Annotated in this window: 14 protein-coding genes and 1 tRNA gene; 12 read left to right on the forward strand and 3 right to left on the reverse strand. The window is 57.8% G+C overall.

Annotated elements, in window-relative coordinates; all coding sequences use genetic code 11:
• Positions 1 to 82: 82 nt before the first annotated feature.
• Positions 83 to 1,111: an AraC family transcriptional regulator GliR gene (gliR, locus tag RN02_RS30010; RefSeq protein WP_043267345.1), complete on the forward strand. Its 1,029-nt coding sequence runs from the start codon at positions 83 to 85 to the stop codon at positions 1,109 to 1,111.
• Positions 1,112 to 1,467: 356 nt separating this feature from the next.
• Here the strand turns inward: gliR and RN02_RS30015 are convergent, their stop codons facing one another.
• Together RN02_RS30015 and moaB are read right to left on the reverse strand one after the other, a co-directional pair.
• Positions 1,468 to 2,682 carry a molybdopterin molybdotransferase MoeA gene (locus RN02_RS30015; RefSeq protein WP_043319042.1) on the reverse strand — a complete coding sequence of 405 codons (1,215 nt, stop codon included), beginning with the start codon at positions 2,680 to 2,682 and terminating at the stop codon, positions 1,468 to 1,470.
• On the reverse strand, positions 2,679 to 3,218 hold the full coding sequence (gene moaB / locus RN02_RS30020; RefSeq protein WP_009621330.1) for a molybdenum cofactor biosynthesis protein B: 540 nt from the start codon (positions 3,216 to 3,218) through the stop codon (positions 2,679 to 2,681). The genes RN02_RS30015 and moaB overlap by 4 nt, the downstream gene beginning before the upstream one ends.
• Positions 3,219 to 3,287: 69 nt before the next feature.
• Between moaB and mobA the strand changes: the two genes are divergently transcribed.
• The 8 genes from mobA (at position 3,288) to RN02_RS33605 (ending at position 13,607) form a co-directional block, all read left to right on the forward strand.
• The gene (gene mobA, locus RN02_RS30025) at positions 3,288 to 3,875 is read left to right on the forward strand and encodes a molybdenum cofactor guanylyltransferase MobA (RefSeq protein ID WP_052267952.1); all 588 of its coding nucleotides are present in this window, start codon (positions 3,288 to 3,290) and stop codon (positions 3,873 to 3,875) included.
• 101 nt (positions 3,876 to 3,976) lie between these two features.
• Positions 3,977 to 4,198, forward strand: coding sequence for a YgdI/YgdR family lipoprotein (locus RN02_RS30030; protein WP_009621327.1), 222 nt, complete (start codon positions 3,977 to 3,979; stop codon positions 4,196 to 4,198).
• A 146-nt stretch (positions 4,199 to 4,344) separates the two neighbouring features.
• A tRNA-Pro gene (locus tag RN02_RS30035) sits at positions 4,345 to 4,421 on the forward strand.
• Between the two features lie 166 nt (positions 4,422 to 4,587).
• The gene (locus tag RN02_RS30040; protein ID WP_043319045.1) at positions 4,588 to 5,823 is read left to right on the forward strand and encodes a tyrosine-type recombinase/integrase; all 1,236 of its coding nucleotides are present in this window, start codon (positions 4,588 to 4,590) and stop codon (positions 5,821 to 5,823) included.
• A gap of 277 nt (positions 5,824 to 6,100) precedes the next feature.
• Positions 6,101 to 6,856, forward strand: coding sequence for a hypothetical protein (locus RN02_RS30045; RefSeq protein WP_043319046.1), 756 nt, complete (start codon positions 6,101 to 6,103; stop codon positions 6,854 to 6,856).
• Between the two features lie 156 nt (positions 6,857 to 7,012).
• Positions 7,013 to 11,335: an NACHT domain-containing protein gene (locus RN02_RS32935; protein ID WP_082033928.1), complete on the forward strand. Its 4,323-nt coding sequence runs from the start codon at positions 7,013 to 7,015 to the stop codon at positions 11,333 to 11,335.
• A 188-nt stretch (positions 11,336 to 11,523) separates the two neighbouring features.
• Positions 11,524 to 12,264, forward strand: coding sequence for a hypothetical protein (locus RN02_RS32940; protein WP_201773778.1), 741 nt, complete (start codon positions 11,524 to 11,526; stop codon positions 12,262 to 12,264).
• A 17-nt stretch (positions 12,265 to 12,281) separates the two neighbouring features.
• Positions 12,282 to 13,607: a hypothetical protein gene (locus RN02_RS33605; protein ID WP_152623845.1), complete on the forward strand. Its 1,326-nt coding sequence runs from the start codon at positions 12,282 to 12,284 to the stop codon at positions 13,605 to 13,607.
• A 203-nt stretch (positions 13,608 to 13,810) separates the two neighbouring features.
• On the opposite strand, the gene RN02_RS33610 is transcribed toward RN02_RS33605, so the two are convergent.
• A complete protein-coding gene (locus RN02_RS33610) occupies positions 13,811 to 14,896 on the reverse strand; it encodes a hypothetical protein (RefSeq protein ID WP_152623846.1) in 1,086 nt (361 codons plus the stop codon).
• A 330-nt stretch (positions 14,897 to 15,226) separates the two neighbouring features.
• On the opposite strand from RN02_RS33610, the gene RN02_RS32945 reads away from it, so the two are divergent.
• From RN02_RS32945 to RN02_RS30065, 3 genes are read left to right on the forward strand one after another with little or no spacing between them, the layout of a single operon-like run.
• Positions 15,227 to 15,460, forward strand: coding sequence for a helix-turn-helix domain-containing protein (locus tag RN02_RS32945; protein WP_082033930.1), 234 nt, complete (start codon positions 15,227 to 15,229; stop codon positions 15,458 to 15,460).
• Between the two features lie 10 nt (positions 15,461 to 15,470).
• Positions 15,471 to 15,740, forward strand: coding sequence for a helix-turn-helix transcriptional regulator (locus RN02_RS30060; protein WP_052267954.1), 270 nt, complete (start codon positions 15,471 to 15,473; stop codon positions 15,738 to 15,740).
• A complete protein-coding gene (locus tag RN02_RS30065) occupies positions 15,737 to 16,075 on the forward strand; it encodes a hypothetical protein (RefSeq protein ID WP_043319052.1) in 339 nt (112 codons plus the stop codon). The genes RN02_RS30060 and RN02_RS30065 overlap by 4 nt, the downstream gene beginning before the upstream one ends.
• The last annotated feature ends 145 nt before the right edge of the window (positions 16,076 to 16,220 follow it).

Raw genomic sequence — 16,220 nt, forward strand, 5'->3', positions numbered from 1 at the left:
TACTAGTCGGCCGCCCGGGCCTGTCACTGTCGGATCGGGCCAGCGCCAGTCGCCAATAGAGCCACCAGAACAAGAGCGCACCATGCACGCCCTCGGCTATACCTCCGTACCCGCCCTGCTCAAGTACCTGCGCCAGGCCGAGCACCTCGGCCTGGACGTCGACGCCGCCCTGCGGGCTGCCGACCTCACCCGCGCGCAGCTGGCCGACAACAGCCAGCGCCTGCCCAGCGAAGCCCACGAACGCCTGCTGGGGTATTTCTGCGAACACGCCAATGATCCGCTGTTCGGCCTGCATGCCGCGCGTTTCGTGCAGCCGGGCTCCTGGAGCGTGCTCGGCTACATCACCATGAACTGCGCCACCCTGGGCGAGGCAATGAACCGCATCATTCCCTACGAGAAGCTGGTGGGGGACATGGGCGTGAGCCGCGTCGAACCGGGCGACGGCCACGTGCGCCTGGTCTGGAACTGCCGCCACCAGGCCGCCGACATCCGCCGCCACATGGTGGAGAACGTGCTGGCCTCCTGGCTGCTCTACGCGCGCTGGATCGCCGACTTCGAGGGCTCGCCCGAGGAAGTCTGGTTCGAGCACCCGCAGCCGGCCGGCACCGAGCTGGCCGAGTACGAGCGGCTGTTCGGCTGCCCGGTGCGCTTCGAGAAACCCTGCAGCGCCCTGTTGGTGCCGCTGCCCCTGCTGGCTTTTCCGCTACGCCAGGCCGACGCCAACCTGCTGCGCACCCTGGAAGAACACGCCCTGGCCATGATGGCCGAACTGGACGACGACGAACCGCTGCCGCTACGGGTGAAGAACGCCCTGCGCCTGCTGATGAAGGACGGCCTGCCGCGCAAGGAACGCGTCGCCGAGCGCTTCGACATGACGGTGCGCACCCTGCAGCGCCACCTGCAGCAGGCCGGCACCAGCTACCAGCAGATCCTCGACACGCTGCGCCAGGAACTGGCCGAGCACTACCTGCTGCACAGCGACCTGCAGATCCAGGACATCGCCCAGTACCTGGGCTTCACCGAATCGCGCTCCTTCCACCGCAGCTTCAAGGGCTGGACCGGGGAGACGCCGGGGGAATACCGCCAGCGCCATCGGCCGGCGGCGGGGTGAGTAGATTCGCGGGCAAATGCCGGGAGGCACGGCATGTCCCCTGTAGGAGCAACTGTCTTGCCGGCCGCGCCGGGGTGCTCTTCGTAGGATGGGTCGAGCTTGCGAAACCCATGCGGTGGCGGTGATGGGTATCGCTTCGCTCAACCCATCCTACGGGGCCTTGTGTTTGCCGGAGGTGTAGGAGCGGGCCCTGCCCGCGATTCGCGCGCAGGGCGCGCTCCTACATGGAATGGTGCGGGTGGGGCGGCGTAGGAGCGGATCTTATCCGCGAATCGCGCCGGGGGTTCCGGCTATCGCGGACAAGGTCCGCTCCTACATTACCGGCGAGCACGGCGCAGCCGGCAAGACAGTTGCACCTACAACAGCACTTCGCTCAGAGGAATGAAGGGCACCGCCTCGCCCTCTTCCAGCGTCCGCCCTTCACGCACTTCCACCAGGCCGTCGGCCCAGGCGGCGCTGCGCAGTACGCCGGAGCTCTGGTTCGGGTAGATCAGCGCGCGGCCGTTCTCCAGGCGTGCGCGCAGGTATTCGCGGCGGTTGCCGGCGTGCTTCCAGGCGAAGCCTGCGGGCACCTCGAAGCGCAGCGGCGTCACCGCGTCCACGCCCAGGCGGCGCAGCAGGTAGGGGCGCGCCAGCAGGGCGAAGGTGACCAGGGTGGAGGCCGGGTTGCCCGGCAGACCGATCACCGGCATCCCCTGGTAGTGGCCCAGGGTCAGCGGCTTGCCCGGCTTGATCGCCAGCTTCCACAGCGCCAGCTCGCCGGCCTCGCGCAGGGCCGCGCCGAGGAAATCGGCTTCGCCCACGGAAACGCCGCCGGTGGTCAGGATCAGGTCGGCGCCGCCCAGCGAGCCGAGCACTTCGCGGGTCTTCGCCAGGTCGTCGGGGAGGATGCCGGCATCCCGCACCTCGCAGCCGGAACGCAGCAGCCAGGCCTTCAGCAAGGCGCGGTTGCTGTTGTAGATCTGCCCGGTGCGCAGCGGCTGGCCCGGCTCCACCAACTCGTCGCCGGTGGACAGCAGCGCCACCCGCGGCTTGCGCCGCACGTTCAGCACGGCCTGGCCGAGCGAGGCGGCCAGGCCCAGTTCGATGGCGCCCAGGCGCGTGCCGGCCGGCAGCACCTGGTCGCCCTGGCGGGTCTCCTGGCCCTGCGGGCGGATGTGCTGGCCGAAGCGCAGCGCTTCGCGGAAGCGCACGCGGCCGTCCTCCAGCACCTCGACGTTTTCCTGCATCTCCACGCAATCCGCGCCATGGGGCACCGGCGCGCCGGTGAAGATGCGTGCGCAGGTGCCGGGTTGCAGCGGCTCGGGGGCGATGCCGGCGAAAATCTTCTGGCTCACCACCAGCGGCTCGCCCTGCCAGTCGGCCAGGCGCAGCGCGTAGCCGTCCATGGCGCTGTTGTCCCAGGGCGGCAGGTCCAGGCCGGCCAGCAACGGCTCGGCCAGCACGCGGCCCTCGGCCTCGCCTAGGGAGACCTGTTCGACTTCCGCGATCGGTGCCTGCTCCGCCAGCGCCATCAGCCGCGCCAGGGCTTCCTCGACCGGCAGCAGGCCGGGCTTGTCGCAGCCGCTCATCCGCGGCTCTCGCAGGGCGCGGCCTGCTTCAGGTGCGGCACGAAGTTGCACGGGCGGTGGCGGGCGTCCAGTTGCTCGGCGAGGATGCCGTCCCAGGCGGTGCGGCAGGCGTTGGTGGAACCCGGCAGGCAGCACACCAGGGTGCCGTTGGCCAGCCCGGCCAGGGCGCGGGACTGCACGGTGGAGGTGCCGATGTCGGCCACCGAGATCTGCCGGAACAGCTCGCCGAAGCCGTCCACCAGCTTGTCCAGCAGGCAGGTGACCGCCTCCGGGGTGCTGTCGCGGCCGGTGAAGCCGGTGCCGCCGGTGACCAGCACCACCTGCACCTGCTCCTCGGCGATCCAGGCGGCGACCTGGGCGCGGATGCGATAGAGGTCGTCCTTCAGCAGCACCCGCGCGGCCAGGTTGTGCCCGGCGGCGGTGAGGCGGTCGACGAACAGCTGGCCGGAGGTGTCGGTCTCCAGCGTGCGGGTGTCGCTGACGGTGAGCACGGCGATGTTCAGCGGCACGAATTCGGGCGTGGCCAAATGGCTCATGGACGGTGTCCTTGCTTGAGAGACGGGGATGCCGGTGTTATATCACAGGCCCGTTCCGGAGACCTCGCCATGCCTGACGCCACCCTGCCGCCCTGTTCCGTCCTGCTGCTCGCCGGGGGGCGCGGCCAACGCATGGGGGGACGCGACAAGGGCCTGCTGGAATGGCGCGGGCGGCCCTTGATCAGCTACCTGCGCGAACGCGTGCGCCCGCTGAGCGACGACCTGATCATCTCCTGCAACCGCAACGCCGACATCTACCGGGCCTACGCCGACCAACTGGTGCACGACGACACCCCGGACTACCCCGGCCCGCTCGCCGGCATCCGCGCCGGCCTGCAGGCCGCCCGCCACCCCTGGCTGCTGGTGCTGCCCTGCGACGCCCCGCTGTTCGACGAAGAGCTCATCGAACGCCTGCGCCAGGCCGCCGCGGCGCAACCACTGGCGCCGCACATGCTGCACGACGGCGACCATTGGGAACCGCTGTTCTGCATCCTGCCCAAGGCCCTGGCGCCGCAGCTGGAAGCCGCCTGGCAACGCGGCGAGCGCAGCCCGCGCCAGGTCCTGCTGCCCCTGGGCGCGCGTCCCGTGGCCTGCGCCAAGGGGGACCCCCGCCTGGCCAACCTGAACTCCCCCGAACTGCTGAACGGCCCGGGCTAGACAGCCGATACACTGTCTTTCGAGAATTTACCGGGAACTTTGCCACTACTCTCCCAGTCGGAAACTCCGAACAAACTTCGATTCGTACAGGAGATATACGAATGATCAATCGCGCGCTCCCAGCTTTCCTGCTCGTCCTGGGCCTTGGCGCACTCGCTGGCTGCTCCAGCCCCAGCGTCATCACCCTGAACGACGGCCGCGAGATCCAGTCCGTCGACACGCCCAAGTACGACGACGACACCGGTTTCTATGAATTCGAACAACTGGACGGCAAACGCGTACGCGTGAACAAGGACCAGGTGCGTACCGTCAAGGATCTCTGATCCCCGACCGCCAGCACCCGGGCGCCCCGCCGGACTCCGAGTCCCGCGGGGCGTCGGCTTTTTCGGGGGGCGGAAAATATTTCTGAAAAAATTTTCGCTAACCCCTTGTGCATCAAAAGTTTTTCGGTAGAATGCGCGCCATCAAACGGAGCGTAGCGCAGCTTGGTAGCGCGTCTCGTTCGGGACGAGAAGGTCGCTGGTTCGAATCCAGTCGCTCCGACCAAACCCGAGTTTCTAGAAGTCTATGACTGTCTACGGAACACCCTGAAAAGCCCGCCTAGTGCGGGCTTTCTTGTATCTGGCTGTCCACCCTTATCTACCCCTAGCATTGACTGCCGTGTACACCAGCGTGTACACCTGAGGAAAAGTCGAACTAGCGGTGTACAAGGATGAAACGGAGCGAGATCAAGCGGCGCCCCCTAGCTGATACAGCCTTGGCCAGCCTGGAACCGGAGAGCACTCCCTACCGGGAATTGGATGGCAACGGCCTGTACTTCCGAGTCAAGCCCAACGGCCAGAAGTCCTGGAACTACCGGTACAAGAAGCCAGACGGCAAATGGTCCTGGCTCGGTCTAGGCAGCTACCCCGATGTCAGTGGATCGGCCGCCCGCCAGAAGGCCGCCGAGCTGCGCGCCGATGTCTCGGACGGCAAGAGCCCACTCGCCGCCAAGCAAGCCCGCAAGGCCGCCGAGATCGAGGCAGCCAACAACACCTTCGAAGCCCTGGGCCGTGAGTGGTTCGACAGCCGCCGACATGCCTGGGAGGAAGGCACTGCTCGCCGAATCCTCGGCGCCCTTGAGCTGCACGTCTTCCCAGCGTTCGGCAAGCGCCCCTATCCCGGCATCCTGCCCATGGAGTGGATGGAGTTCCTCCGGGCCATGGAGCAGAAGGGGATCATCGACCAGACCGGCAACGTCCGCCGCTACTGCAAAGAGATATACGACCTGGCCCGCGTCACCGGCCGGGCCACCCACAACCCCCTAGAGGGGCTGCACAAGTTCCTGACCACTAAGCCTGCAGAGAACTACGCCCACGTCAGTGCCCAGGAACTGCCTGCCCTCCTGCGGGCCATCTCTGCTTACCCACACGCCCATGACGTTCGTCTCGGCCTACGCCTCCTGACGATCACCGGTGTACGCCCCAGCGAACTGCGCGAAGCCCGCTGGGACGAGTTCGACCGCGACGCCGGCCTCTGGCACATCCCCGCCGACCGCATGAAGAAACGGCGCCCCCACACCGTGCCGCTGTCGCGCCAGGCCTTGGCCGCCCTGGAACAACTGCACATCTTGACTGGTGCCTATCCCCTACTCTTCCCTGGTCGCAACGACCGCACCAAGCCCCGTAGCAACATGGCGTTCAATATGGCGCTCCGGCGAATGGGATATGAGGGCCGGCAGACTGGCCACGGATTCCGGCACATCGCCTCTACGACGCTCCGCGAACACGGCTTCGCCAAGGAACACGTAGAGGCTCAGCTGTCTCACGCCGAGGACGGGGTAGCCGGCGTCTATAACAAGGCGATCTACATTGAGCAGCGGCGAATCATGATGCAGTGGTACTCCGACCACCTGGATGAACTGGAGCGGGGTAACGTGGTGCATGGCAATTTCGGCAAGGCCGGCTAGGGCATGGCATATCCGGCCCCTAAAAAATCCGGTGTAATTTGAGTAATTTGTGTAATTGATCCTCTGCAGACCTAGTGCCACTAAACCTGCAAAAAAGCTACACAAATGGAAAGGGCCATAACACAAAGGTGTTTTTCGCCAGTTTGTGTAGTGACTCATGAGAAGAGCCGAAAGCGCCTGCCCCTCCTGTTGGCCGCTCTAAACAGCAGAATCCCGCGCATTTGCCCGCGCTCTATGCGGCGCCAATCAGGGGCGGGGGGGAACAATGGAAAGTGGAATGCTGCTGGATAGTCAGTCGATCAATCCAATCGGGACGCCGATTGAAGTCATCAGGGGCAGGCTAGAGGTGCTGCCCCGCTTCCCGCGTTACGCGGATCAAGTCGACGCGGCGCTGGCTTTGCTCGGTTCGATTCGCCCCTGGCTTTCGGGCGAGACTGGCCCAACGCTGGCGAGCGCTGCCTATGACCACAACGACGCCATCTTCCAGTTGGTCGATGGTTACTCGGTGCGATTCCTGCCTAACAGCCTCAGGCAGTTCAGCAAAGTTCCGTCCGCTTCTGACGTGGAGACCATCATGGCCTTCGCGTTGGGTTGCAGTTTGCGGGCTTTGGGCGCCCTAGCTTCCGTTCTGGGGGGCGATCAAGAGGACGAACTATCGTCACTTGAGATGTTCAGCCTGCACCTAGAGACCATTGCTGAATATCTCCCGGCAGCGGCAGTTTCCTTGGATGTTCCGGATGATGGCTTGCGGGCTTGCGATGAATTAGGCGAAAGAGCGCGTGATGGGGCGAAGCGAGCCACGGCGAAAGCTGATGGCATTCGGGGAGGGTTCGCCCGCCGCGGCCTGGACGGCACCGGCCCTAGAGATGCAGCGATCCGGGCAAAGGCCCTGGAGCTGATCCGGGCAGGAACTCGCCTGCACAATCTAAACAGCAAACTTCGCGCCTGGCAGAACCGCGAAACCGGCCAGGCCCTTTCGAAGCCTGCGATGGGGGCCATACTGTGCCGGCTGGGCCTTGTGCTAGATGACTAACTGCAGAGCTACAGTCTACTTAGGCAACTGCTTGCATTCGACTTAACCGGATCAGCAGATGACCGCCAAACGCGGGCATTGATACGCGGCTCGATTTCTTACAAAGTTGCAACGCCTTGAGCGAATTTTGGACAACTAGTTTTTCATCGGATTGCTATGGCTAGCCATTTTGATGGGTACATTCCGCTTGATCGAACTTTTCACGAGCTCGCAATTGAGCCTAGTGAAGGTGACGATGTTGATCTGCCCCTCCAGTTCGGTAAGCGTGAAACTCTTCGCTGGCCCAGCCTACTGGATGAGTATCGCGTAATCCTCCTGTCCGAGGCTGGCTCCGGCAAGACCGAAGAAATCCGCAATACGGCCCGCGCGCTTCGGAAAGATGGAGAGCACGCCTTCTTTGTGCGGATCGAACATGTCAGCCAAGACTTCGAAGATGCCTTCGAAGAAGGTAGCCTCGAGGAATTCAATGCATGGGCGGCGTCAGGAGAGGAGGGATGGTTACTTCTTGACTCGGTCGACGAGGCTCGACTGCGCGACCCCAAAGACTTTGAGCGCGCAATCAGAAAGCTCGGGCGGCTGCTATCCCCAGTACTTCAGCATGCACATATCGTCATTACTGGACGAACAACCGCATGGCGCGCCAGGACCGATTTACTCCTGTGCCGAGCTGCGTTCCCTTATTACCAAGTCAAAAATGCCGCTGATGAGGACGCGTTAGGAGAAGATGCAACGGGCTTTGCCACCCAGCAAGTGGCCGCCCGCACAACCCCCACTACCCCATTCAAGATCGTCGCACTCGATGATCTTCACGGCGACCAGATCGACACCTTCTTGCGCGGCAGACAGGTGAAGGACCCCAAGGCATTCCGCGCTGCAGTGGAGCGTAAGGATGCTTGGTCGTTGACGACCCGTCCGCAGGACCTGGCTGAGCTCGTTGAGTTCTGGAACGACCATCAGAGAATCGGTTCACGCTTTGAGCTTATGCAGAGCAGTATCTCCCGCCGCCTGGAGGAGCGTGATCAGGATCGCTCGGAGTCACGCCCGATTGCTAGCAAAAGATTGCGCGCAGGTGCACAGCTAGTAGCTGCGGCGAGTACGCTCGCTAAAGAGTCAGCAATTCGAGTACCCGATGGGACTGAGAACTCAAAAGGTATAGCGATTCGCGAGGTCCTTACGGACTGGGACGACGTTGACTGCGCTACCTTGCTTAGCAGACCGATATTTGACGAAGGCATCTACGGAACAGTCCGTTTCCATCACCGGTCGGTACGCGAATATCTCACCGCGGAATGGCTTCATTCCCTGATCGTTGACGAAAGCTCGCGCGCCCGAATTGAAGGCCTTTTTTTCCAATCACAATATGGCATTGAGGTGGTCGTCCCAACAATGCGGCCGGTTCTACCCTGGCTCGCAATATTGGACGCACGAATCCTCGCTCGAGTTTGTCGCCTAGCGCCGGAAATTCTCTTCGAGGGTGGTGACCCGAGCCAATTACCGCATGAGACGCGAAGCAACATCTTGCGCCAAGCCTGCGAGCAGCTAGCGCAGCCGGCGCACGGCCGGTCACTTACCGATTATTCCGCAGTCCAGCGTTTCGCGAATGCCGACCTCTCTGACGATATCAAGGCGCTGCTCGCACAGTACGGTGAAGACGATGATATTGCCTGGTTCTTGCTACGGATGGTCTGGCAAGGTGAGATCGCAGGAGTAGCGGCCGAGGCCAAAAACTTCGCGTTGAACTCGCGCAGCGAATACACACGGATCGCGGCTTTTCGGGCGTTGGCTACAGTAGGCTCTTCCGCCGATCAGACAGAGGTGCGGACGGCCTTCCTTGGCGAAAGTGAAGAGCTTAATCGTAACTGGTTCGCTGAATTGATTGCCGACCTTCCACAAGACGGCCAGTCTGCCGATTGGCTCCTCAAGGCGATAGAGCGTAGTTCCGCCAAGCAGCGGTTCACAGTCGACAATCTCATGCGAAACTTGTTACGGCTGGTCACAGACTGGCCATTGTCACAGTTATCTGGACTAGTCGCCGGGTTCAGTACTCTACTGAAGACGCCGCCGGTCATCGAGCGACGCTATTGCGAGATTTCAACGCGATACGGTTGGCTAACTCAGGCGGCAGCCCAGTCTGTCCTGCGACTAATAGAGGCACGTGATCAGAGTGTGCTGGAATATTCCGCCCTATCGATCCTACGAACGTTATCGCTAGCCCAGGAGAATGGTGATAGCGAGTTTCTCGATATAAGCGAGGAACTGACAAAGAAAGTCGCGGAATGGCCCGAGCTCAACCATGCGCTCTTCTGGCACGATGTTGCAGAAATCCGCGCTGTCAGAACAGGTGAACGAATCACCGACTATTGGCACGTCAGTATTTTTGAGCACTTCTGGACATTAGACCATTACTGCTTCGACACATGCTGCAATGACATAGCTACTAGACCACATCTCGACGATAAGCTTGTCGCGCTCACTTTAGCGTTTTCCATCTACAGGAATAACAGCCGCCCCGCTGCGTGGCGCCATCGGTTGAAGCAGCTTGCTAAGGGGGAGGTAGAACTTGAGTCAACCCTTCACTCCTTACTTCATCCGCCGGCTACGGACAGACAAAAATGGCGTCGGCAGGAAGCGAGCTGGAAAAGGCGCGCGGCACAGCAAAAGAAGGCCCGAGAAGAGAACGAGCGAAAATGGAAGGAGTATCTCGATGCGAATGTCGAGGCTCTTTATGATTCGACCAAGCAGTGCGTCATCACTGACGCGCATTACTATCTGTACCAACGAATGTTTCGATCCAGTTCAAGCCAATGGAGTGAAGCAGACTGGCACGCGCTCATCCCTGAGTTCGGCGAAACAATTGCGCGGGCGTTCCGCGACGGCGCCACTAATTTTTGGCGCAACCACCGGCCGCGCTTACGTTCAGAAGGTGCCGAGGCAAACTCCACTCCGTTTAGTGTCATCTTCGGTTTAATGGGGCTTTCGATTGAGTCTCTAGATGAGCCTGACTGGATCAAGAGGCTCTCACCATCTGAAGCCGAGGTGGCAACCCGCTTCGCCCTGCTTGAGCTCAACGGCTTTCCAAATTGGCTGCAGACTCTCTACATCAGCCAACCGGGAGTCGTCCTCGATGTCGTTATTACCGAAATTGATTTTGAGCTGGCGGCGGAGAATCCGGAAATCCCGAGCCACTATCTGCTCTCAAAAATTTCCTGGAACGGTGATTGGATGTGGGATCGACTCGCCCCATTGATCCTTTCACGGTTACGCAAGCCGCCAAAGAATATCGACAATTTGCGTTATATGCTCAGCATCGTCCAAGGATCGTCGCTCGATGGGACGGCTATTGCGAAACTCGCTATGCAAAAGACGAAGGCGACGAGGAATCTTACAACCGCGCCACGGTGGTTCGCGATGTGGGTGGGCGTCAACCCAGCAGTTGCCATTCCGGCGCTAGCGGCGCGTCTTGCCGAGCTAAAAGATGACCAACAGAAAGTCCATTTCGCGATGAGTTTCATTACAGCGCTTATTGGTGGTCGCCGAGAAAGCCGTAGCTCGCGCCAAGCCTACCGAACAGTTGAACACATGAAATCGCTATACCTGCTTATGCATGAGTATGTGCGAGAAGCTGAAGACATTAACCGCGCTGGCACGGGGGTCTATTCACCAGAGTTACGAGATGATGCGCAAGACGCCCGTAATGCGCTGTTTTCCTTCATTAGTGAGACTCCAGGGAAGGAAGCCTACCTTGCATTGATGGACATTTCGCATATTCATCCCGCAGAAAAGTCACGGCCCTGGATGGCGTTTCATGCCAAGAGAAAAGCGACACTCGATGCTGATGGTCCGGCGTGGGCGCCGCTTCAAGTACGCGACTTCCACGACCAACTAGAACGCACGCCAAGTAATCATCGCGACCTCTGGTACCTCGCAATCGACCGGTTACTCGACCTAAAGAACGATCTTGAGGAAGGGGATTCGAGTATTGCTTCCATTCTGCAGGCAGTAGATCGAGAAACTGAAATACGCAAATTCATCGGTAATTGGTGCCGCGAGCGCTCTGCCGGACGATACGTGATCCCGCAAGAAGAGGAGCTTGCCGACGCCAAACGGCCTGACCTGCGCTTTCATGGTGTTGGGTTCGACAGGCCGGTGCCAGCAGAGCTCAAGCTTGGTGACAAATGGACCGGACCACATCTCTTTGAGCGACTCGAGATACAGCTCTGCGGCGACTATCTTCGAGATCGGCGGTCGAATCGCGGAATCTTTGTGCTCGTCTATCATGGGACCAAAAGCAGTTGGGACCTACCAAACGGAAGACGCGCTGAGTCCTTCGACGCCCTACTCGAAGCACTTCAAAATCATTGGACAGTCCTTGCTCCGCAGTACCCCCAAGTTGAGGAAATCAAGGTAATAGGGATTGATCTCACGAAGCGTAGCGTGGACACCAAAACTCAGTCCAAGACCAAAAAGTCTAAAAAATAGAAGACGGTATCAAAGACAAGGAGCTGCTCGGGCGTCAGCACTAATTGAGCGAAAATAGGGACGCATACCCTTATCGAAAATGATCGCAAGCAACTTCTTAGCGAAGCCCGCAATGGACAAGATTTTTTGTCAAAAAAAGCCAGACCGAAAAATGAGGCTAATGGACTATGCCAAAACAAACCTGTTACATGTGCGAAAAAGACTCGACAACTGTCGAGCACGTTCCGCCCAAGTGTTTATTCCCTGAACTTAAGGACTCAGGGAGGCAGCTTAGATCAAATCTGATCACAGTCCCATCTTGCGACGAGCATAACGGCCAGAAATCGAAAGAAGATGAATTCCTTATGGTTAGTCTTGCCGGAATAATAGGCAACAACTCCATAGGCTATGAACATTACCACGGAAAGATCCAACGAGCACTGAAGCGCACCGCATTTAAGCTCTTGGAGGAAGTCTTCCTAAAAAAGAAACTGGTTAAACTTGGAGACGAAAATAGTTATTTGGAAATCCTATGGGGAACACCAGATCATAACAGGCTAATCAACTGCTTCAGGCATATTGCTTATGGAATCCACTTCCACCATTATGGACATAAATTTGTAGGCGAGGTGAAACCATACCTTGCATTTGTTTACCCAAATGAAAAAAACCCAAAGACCTTCAAAAGCTTCCTCAAAGAAAAGGTAAGACTAGAACTAGACGGGAAACCTACGCACGGTGAAAACCAAGAGGTTTTTTATTATCAGTTTACAGATACAGATCAATTCGGCCTATTCCTATGCAGACTCAAGTTCTACCAAAACATTGATGTATACATATCATTCCTACCATCTGGCTATAGTAAACCCTATGACATCGGCATGGAGCTCATGAATAGTGGAATTAAGACCATCTTCACGCTAGGCGAAAAGAAGTTCGAATTCAACTGACTACCCAGGACGATCTGATGAGCAATTACGCCTTAGACCTACTAATTGAATGCGAACTATTGAAGTCAAATGGAAAGCCTGTTGATCTTAAAAGACTTTCCGACTCCGAGCTCTCTAGAAGATATTCCGCGTACGTAAAATCCAGGAGATCCACTCTTCCCGGCGAGATCAACTCCTATGATAGAAACCAAAGCCTAAGCGCTCAATTTAGCACTTGGTCTGCGAAACCAACGCGCGAAAAAATTCTCTCCTCACTTCTGGTTTACAACAAACTAACTCTAGATGACCCTCTTATCTCTAGCGGTGATCAAATATCCATGAGTACCCTCGAAGAGGGGATTACTTTTTTTAGCTGGCTACACCCTCTGATCAGAGCTGGGTTTGTTTCTATATTCCCAATAAACTTCTACAATACCCCAAGCAACCTTATACCTATCTGGCATTCCGAGGACGCTTTTAAATCTGCAATACCGGAAGATCTACACGACTTCGCTCATAGGAACGCGGTTCTTAAATCAGTCGTTCAAGGCGAAGACGGCGCCATGCTAGTCTTACGCGAGGATGCATCCGTCAAGCGCAGAACTGCTCTTCATGTGGGTTTTCAAGATGACAGTCTATATTCTGGGGTAAGCCTCTATCTTTTCCAGACAATTGAGAAAGCAAGAGAAAATCCGGACGGCACTCTTTCCATTCAACAAAACTGGGAAAAAGAAGGAACCCTATCTGAGGAGAAGTTCAAACACTGGTCATACCAAACAGTCAACCAAGCCATGCTAGCCAGACTTAAAGCTATCTATGACCAGTCCCACCTAGCCCAACTACTAGGAAATACCTACATTACAGAGTCTGCATTTGAATCAAAAATTCTTTCATTCTCTAAAACAGAGAATGCCGAACAGATCTCTTGCGCGATAAATTTCCTGTCACTCAAAAACTCCTTATTTAAAATTGAATCTCCCAAGACAATAATCAACCTTCGAGAAAAGTACCCCGCAGCATTTGAAAGATTCAACACTTCAATCTTGAGCGTAGCAGATGAACTGCGAGGCATTGAACCCGCCGAGTTCCAAAAAAAGTCTCAGAAACTGCTAGACACAGAAATATTTCCACAAATCGACGAGTGTCGATCAACAATAAATCAATTACAACTTGGGCTTACCGGGGGCGCATTAACTTCGCTTGGCGGTATCGCCCTTGCAATAAACACCGAATCTATGCTCCCATTTATACCGGCACTTCTTACCACCACAGCATCCGCACTAACCGCAGCACTTCCCGCACTTGGAAACTACCAATCACAAAAATCAAAACCTTCTTATATTTGGCATAAATTATCGAAATAAATCTCAACAGCCGAAATCCGACTGCAAACATAGAAAGGCTATTAATATCATCTCAATACTGAAGGACGCGCTTAACCAACCATTCTCATTCGTAGTTTCTGAGCGACCATCGAAACCTGTCGGCGACCAATTCCGCCCACACAAAAATCCACTAAGAGTCTAAACTCCATTTATAAATTTTCGCCATGCAATATAGATCGAATTTACGAATCGATAACATTCGATTTTTGGAGAAAGTGCGTCGGGTGTCGTCCCACTTGAAGCTTATACAACTGAAATAGCCCCTCCGGCATCGGCAGGCCGTCCTCATAGTCTTGCCAGCGCTCTTCGGAAACGAATACAAGCGCTGCTGCTTGAGCCTTTGTTTGCCTCACGCCCTCGCGCAGCGCGATGATCTCCTCAACTGTCGGCTCAAGATTTTTTCGGCGCGGCCAGAGCCTAGGAAGACTGCAGTTTTTATCTACCAGCTTAATTCGAACATCATCCCAGTCCAACAGTAAGGGTATATCAGTGCTAGTACAGCCAACACGTCGCGCCCCTAGACCGATGACTGACTCCGCACCAGCCTCCTTGTACTCACAGATAGCAAGCTCAATTGCCGACCTAGCTCGCTCTACCTGGTGCTTTGTCAGGCTGCGCAGGGCCAGATGCACTTCGCCTATCGTTTGAACGCCTCGTCTTGCACACCGACGGACATCAATTTTCTCAGGCTGCTCATCCAAGACTCGAGACTTGAAGCTTTTATCTGACCTAAGATCCGCTTGAAGCGCAAAAAACTTAACTGTCTCGACCCAACCATTCGCGTCTCTCACCCCATCATCACTTGATACAAAGCCGTGAATAGCAGTCGCTTTATGTTGAACGTGATTCCTCAAGCTGCACAAAAATCGATAGTCCGAACTCCGACTAAACGCCTCACTAAGCTCCAACTTAGCAACCACGCTAAAGCTGGGCTCTAGCTCCAAGCACTTGAAGTCCTGCACTACCTGATCGGCATAGGCTCGCATAGCCGTAAGGGTGTTTACTACGTGGCGATTTGCTTCCTCAAGGATTTCCGCAGAATTGTCATACCGATGTTGAGGCTCCACCTTAGCGCGTAGGCAAATTTCAGTGAAAGCCAACTCCATGGCTAGGAAATTCCCAAGCAGTAATTCGTAGCGTTGCTCGAAAGCCAGTGCCTCGGACAATACGTTTCGTGCATGTGCAAGCTCCTCGTATCGCATCTCCGAGATGCTCAATTGCAGGCGCGGCCCAATGATAAATTGTTCAAGAATGTACGGATCAGACATTTTCTAACGCCTTATATGCGAGTTTCGGGAAGCATAGCTCCACCAGTAAACCGGTGACCAGAATCCACTCGCAGCAGCCTCCCTCTTCACTGTCCACTTATCGCTGCTCTTTGCCGATTCTCAGTAACCACTTCGGATCGCTTTCTCCGGTAGACGCCGAACGAAGCGGTGCATCAACTCCAATACAAAAGAGCTCCAGCCGGATTCCATTCGCTGCTAACGAGTTAACCCGCCTGTTAACTAAATGAAAAAGTAAAGCGAAGATCGGCGGCCATCGAGCCATGCCATAGCGTTAGCGCCGTGTCCATCCAAGACCACGGGTAACGCTATATGACTACGCAAGCACAACACTCCGCAGGGGAGCTTCCACTCAGCCCCACAGACCTGCTCACTCCCGACCAGGTGGCGTCGGCACTCGGCCTCTCCCACCGCACGCTCGCTGCTTGGCGCAGCTCCCGCCGCAACCCCCTGCCCTACGTGAAGGTCGGTACCCGGGTGCGCTACCGCAGACAAGACGTCGCGGCCTGGCTCGAAAGCCGCCGCATCTTGGCCAGCGGTCAGTGAGGGGGTGCCAATGAGCCAGAAGAAACAGCAATCCCCTACCCCCGGCCAGTTGCCGACCGATCCTACGGCGACGCTCATTCGTATCGCCCAGGTGGTCGCCATCGTCGGCTTGGCGCGGCCGACCATCTACAAGCTGATGCAGCAGAAGGAAAGCGGTTTCCCGCTGCCAGTGAAACTCAGCGACAGCAACGCCCGAGGCGCCCCTGTGGCCTGGGTATTGAGCGAAGTTCAAGACTGGGTGCGCGCGCGAATCGCAGCTCGCGGGAGGGATGCCGCATGACGCCGATATTCCTGCCGCACAACGCCCTCGATGCGATGGACGACGATGCCGCCGCACTCCTGCCGCCCCCTGCGGTGCAAGGACGCAAGCAGCTCCGGGCGCTCCGTGATCGTGCTATCGCCGAAGGGGCCCACGTTCTGCTTCTGCTCTGGCCCACCTTGGAGTGGGTGCTGCTCGCGGTTGAGCCGCCAGCGGACGTAGTTGTCCGAGACGCGGTGCAACTGGTCCCCAACCTGCTGGCCAATCCGGCCGCCCTACAGCAGATGCACGACAACTCCAGGCGTGGCCAGCACCTCGCCTGGTTGCAACTCCATCGCCCCGACACCTTGCACTGAAACGAAAACGCCCCCGGCTGCAACCGGAGGCGTTCGAACTCGTTCAGCCCGCGACCAACGAACTGAGAGGCCAGTCTATGCCCCACTCCAATTACCCGCAAGCCGGACTGCTTGCACCGCGCCGGCCGGCGCGCTACGCTGCGGC

The organism is Pseudomonas sp. PI1 (genome assembly GCF_000812405.1).
Lineage (GTDB): Bacteria > Pseudomonadota > Gammaproteobacteria > Pseudomonadales > Pseudomonadaceae > Pseudomonas > Pseudomonas citronellolis.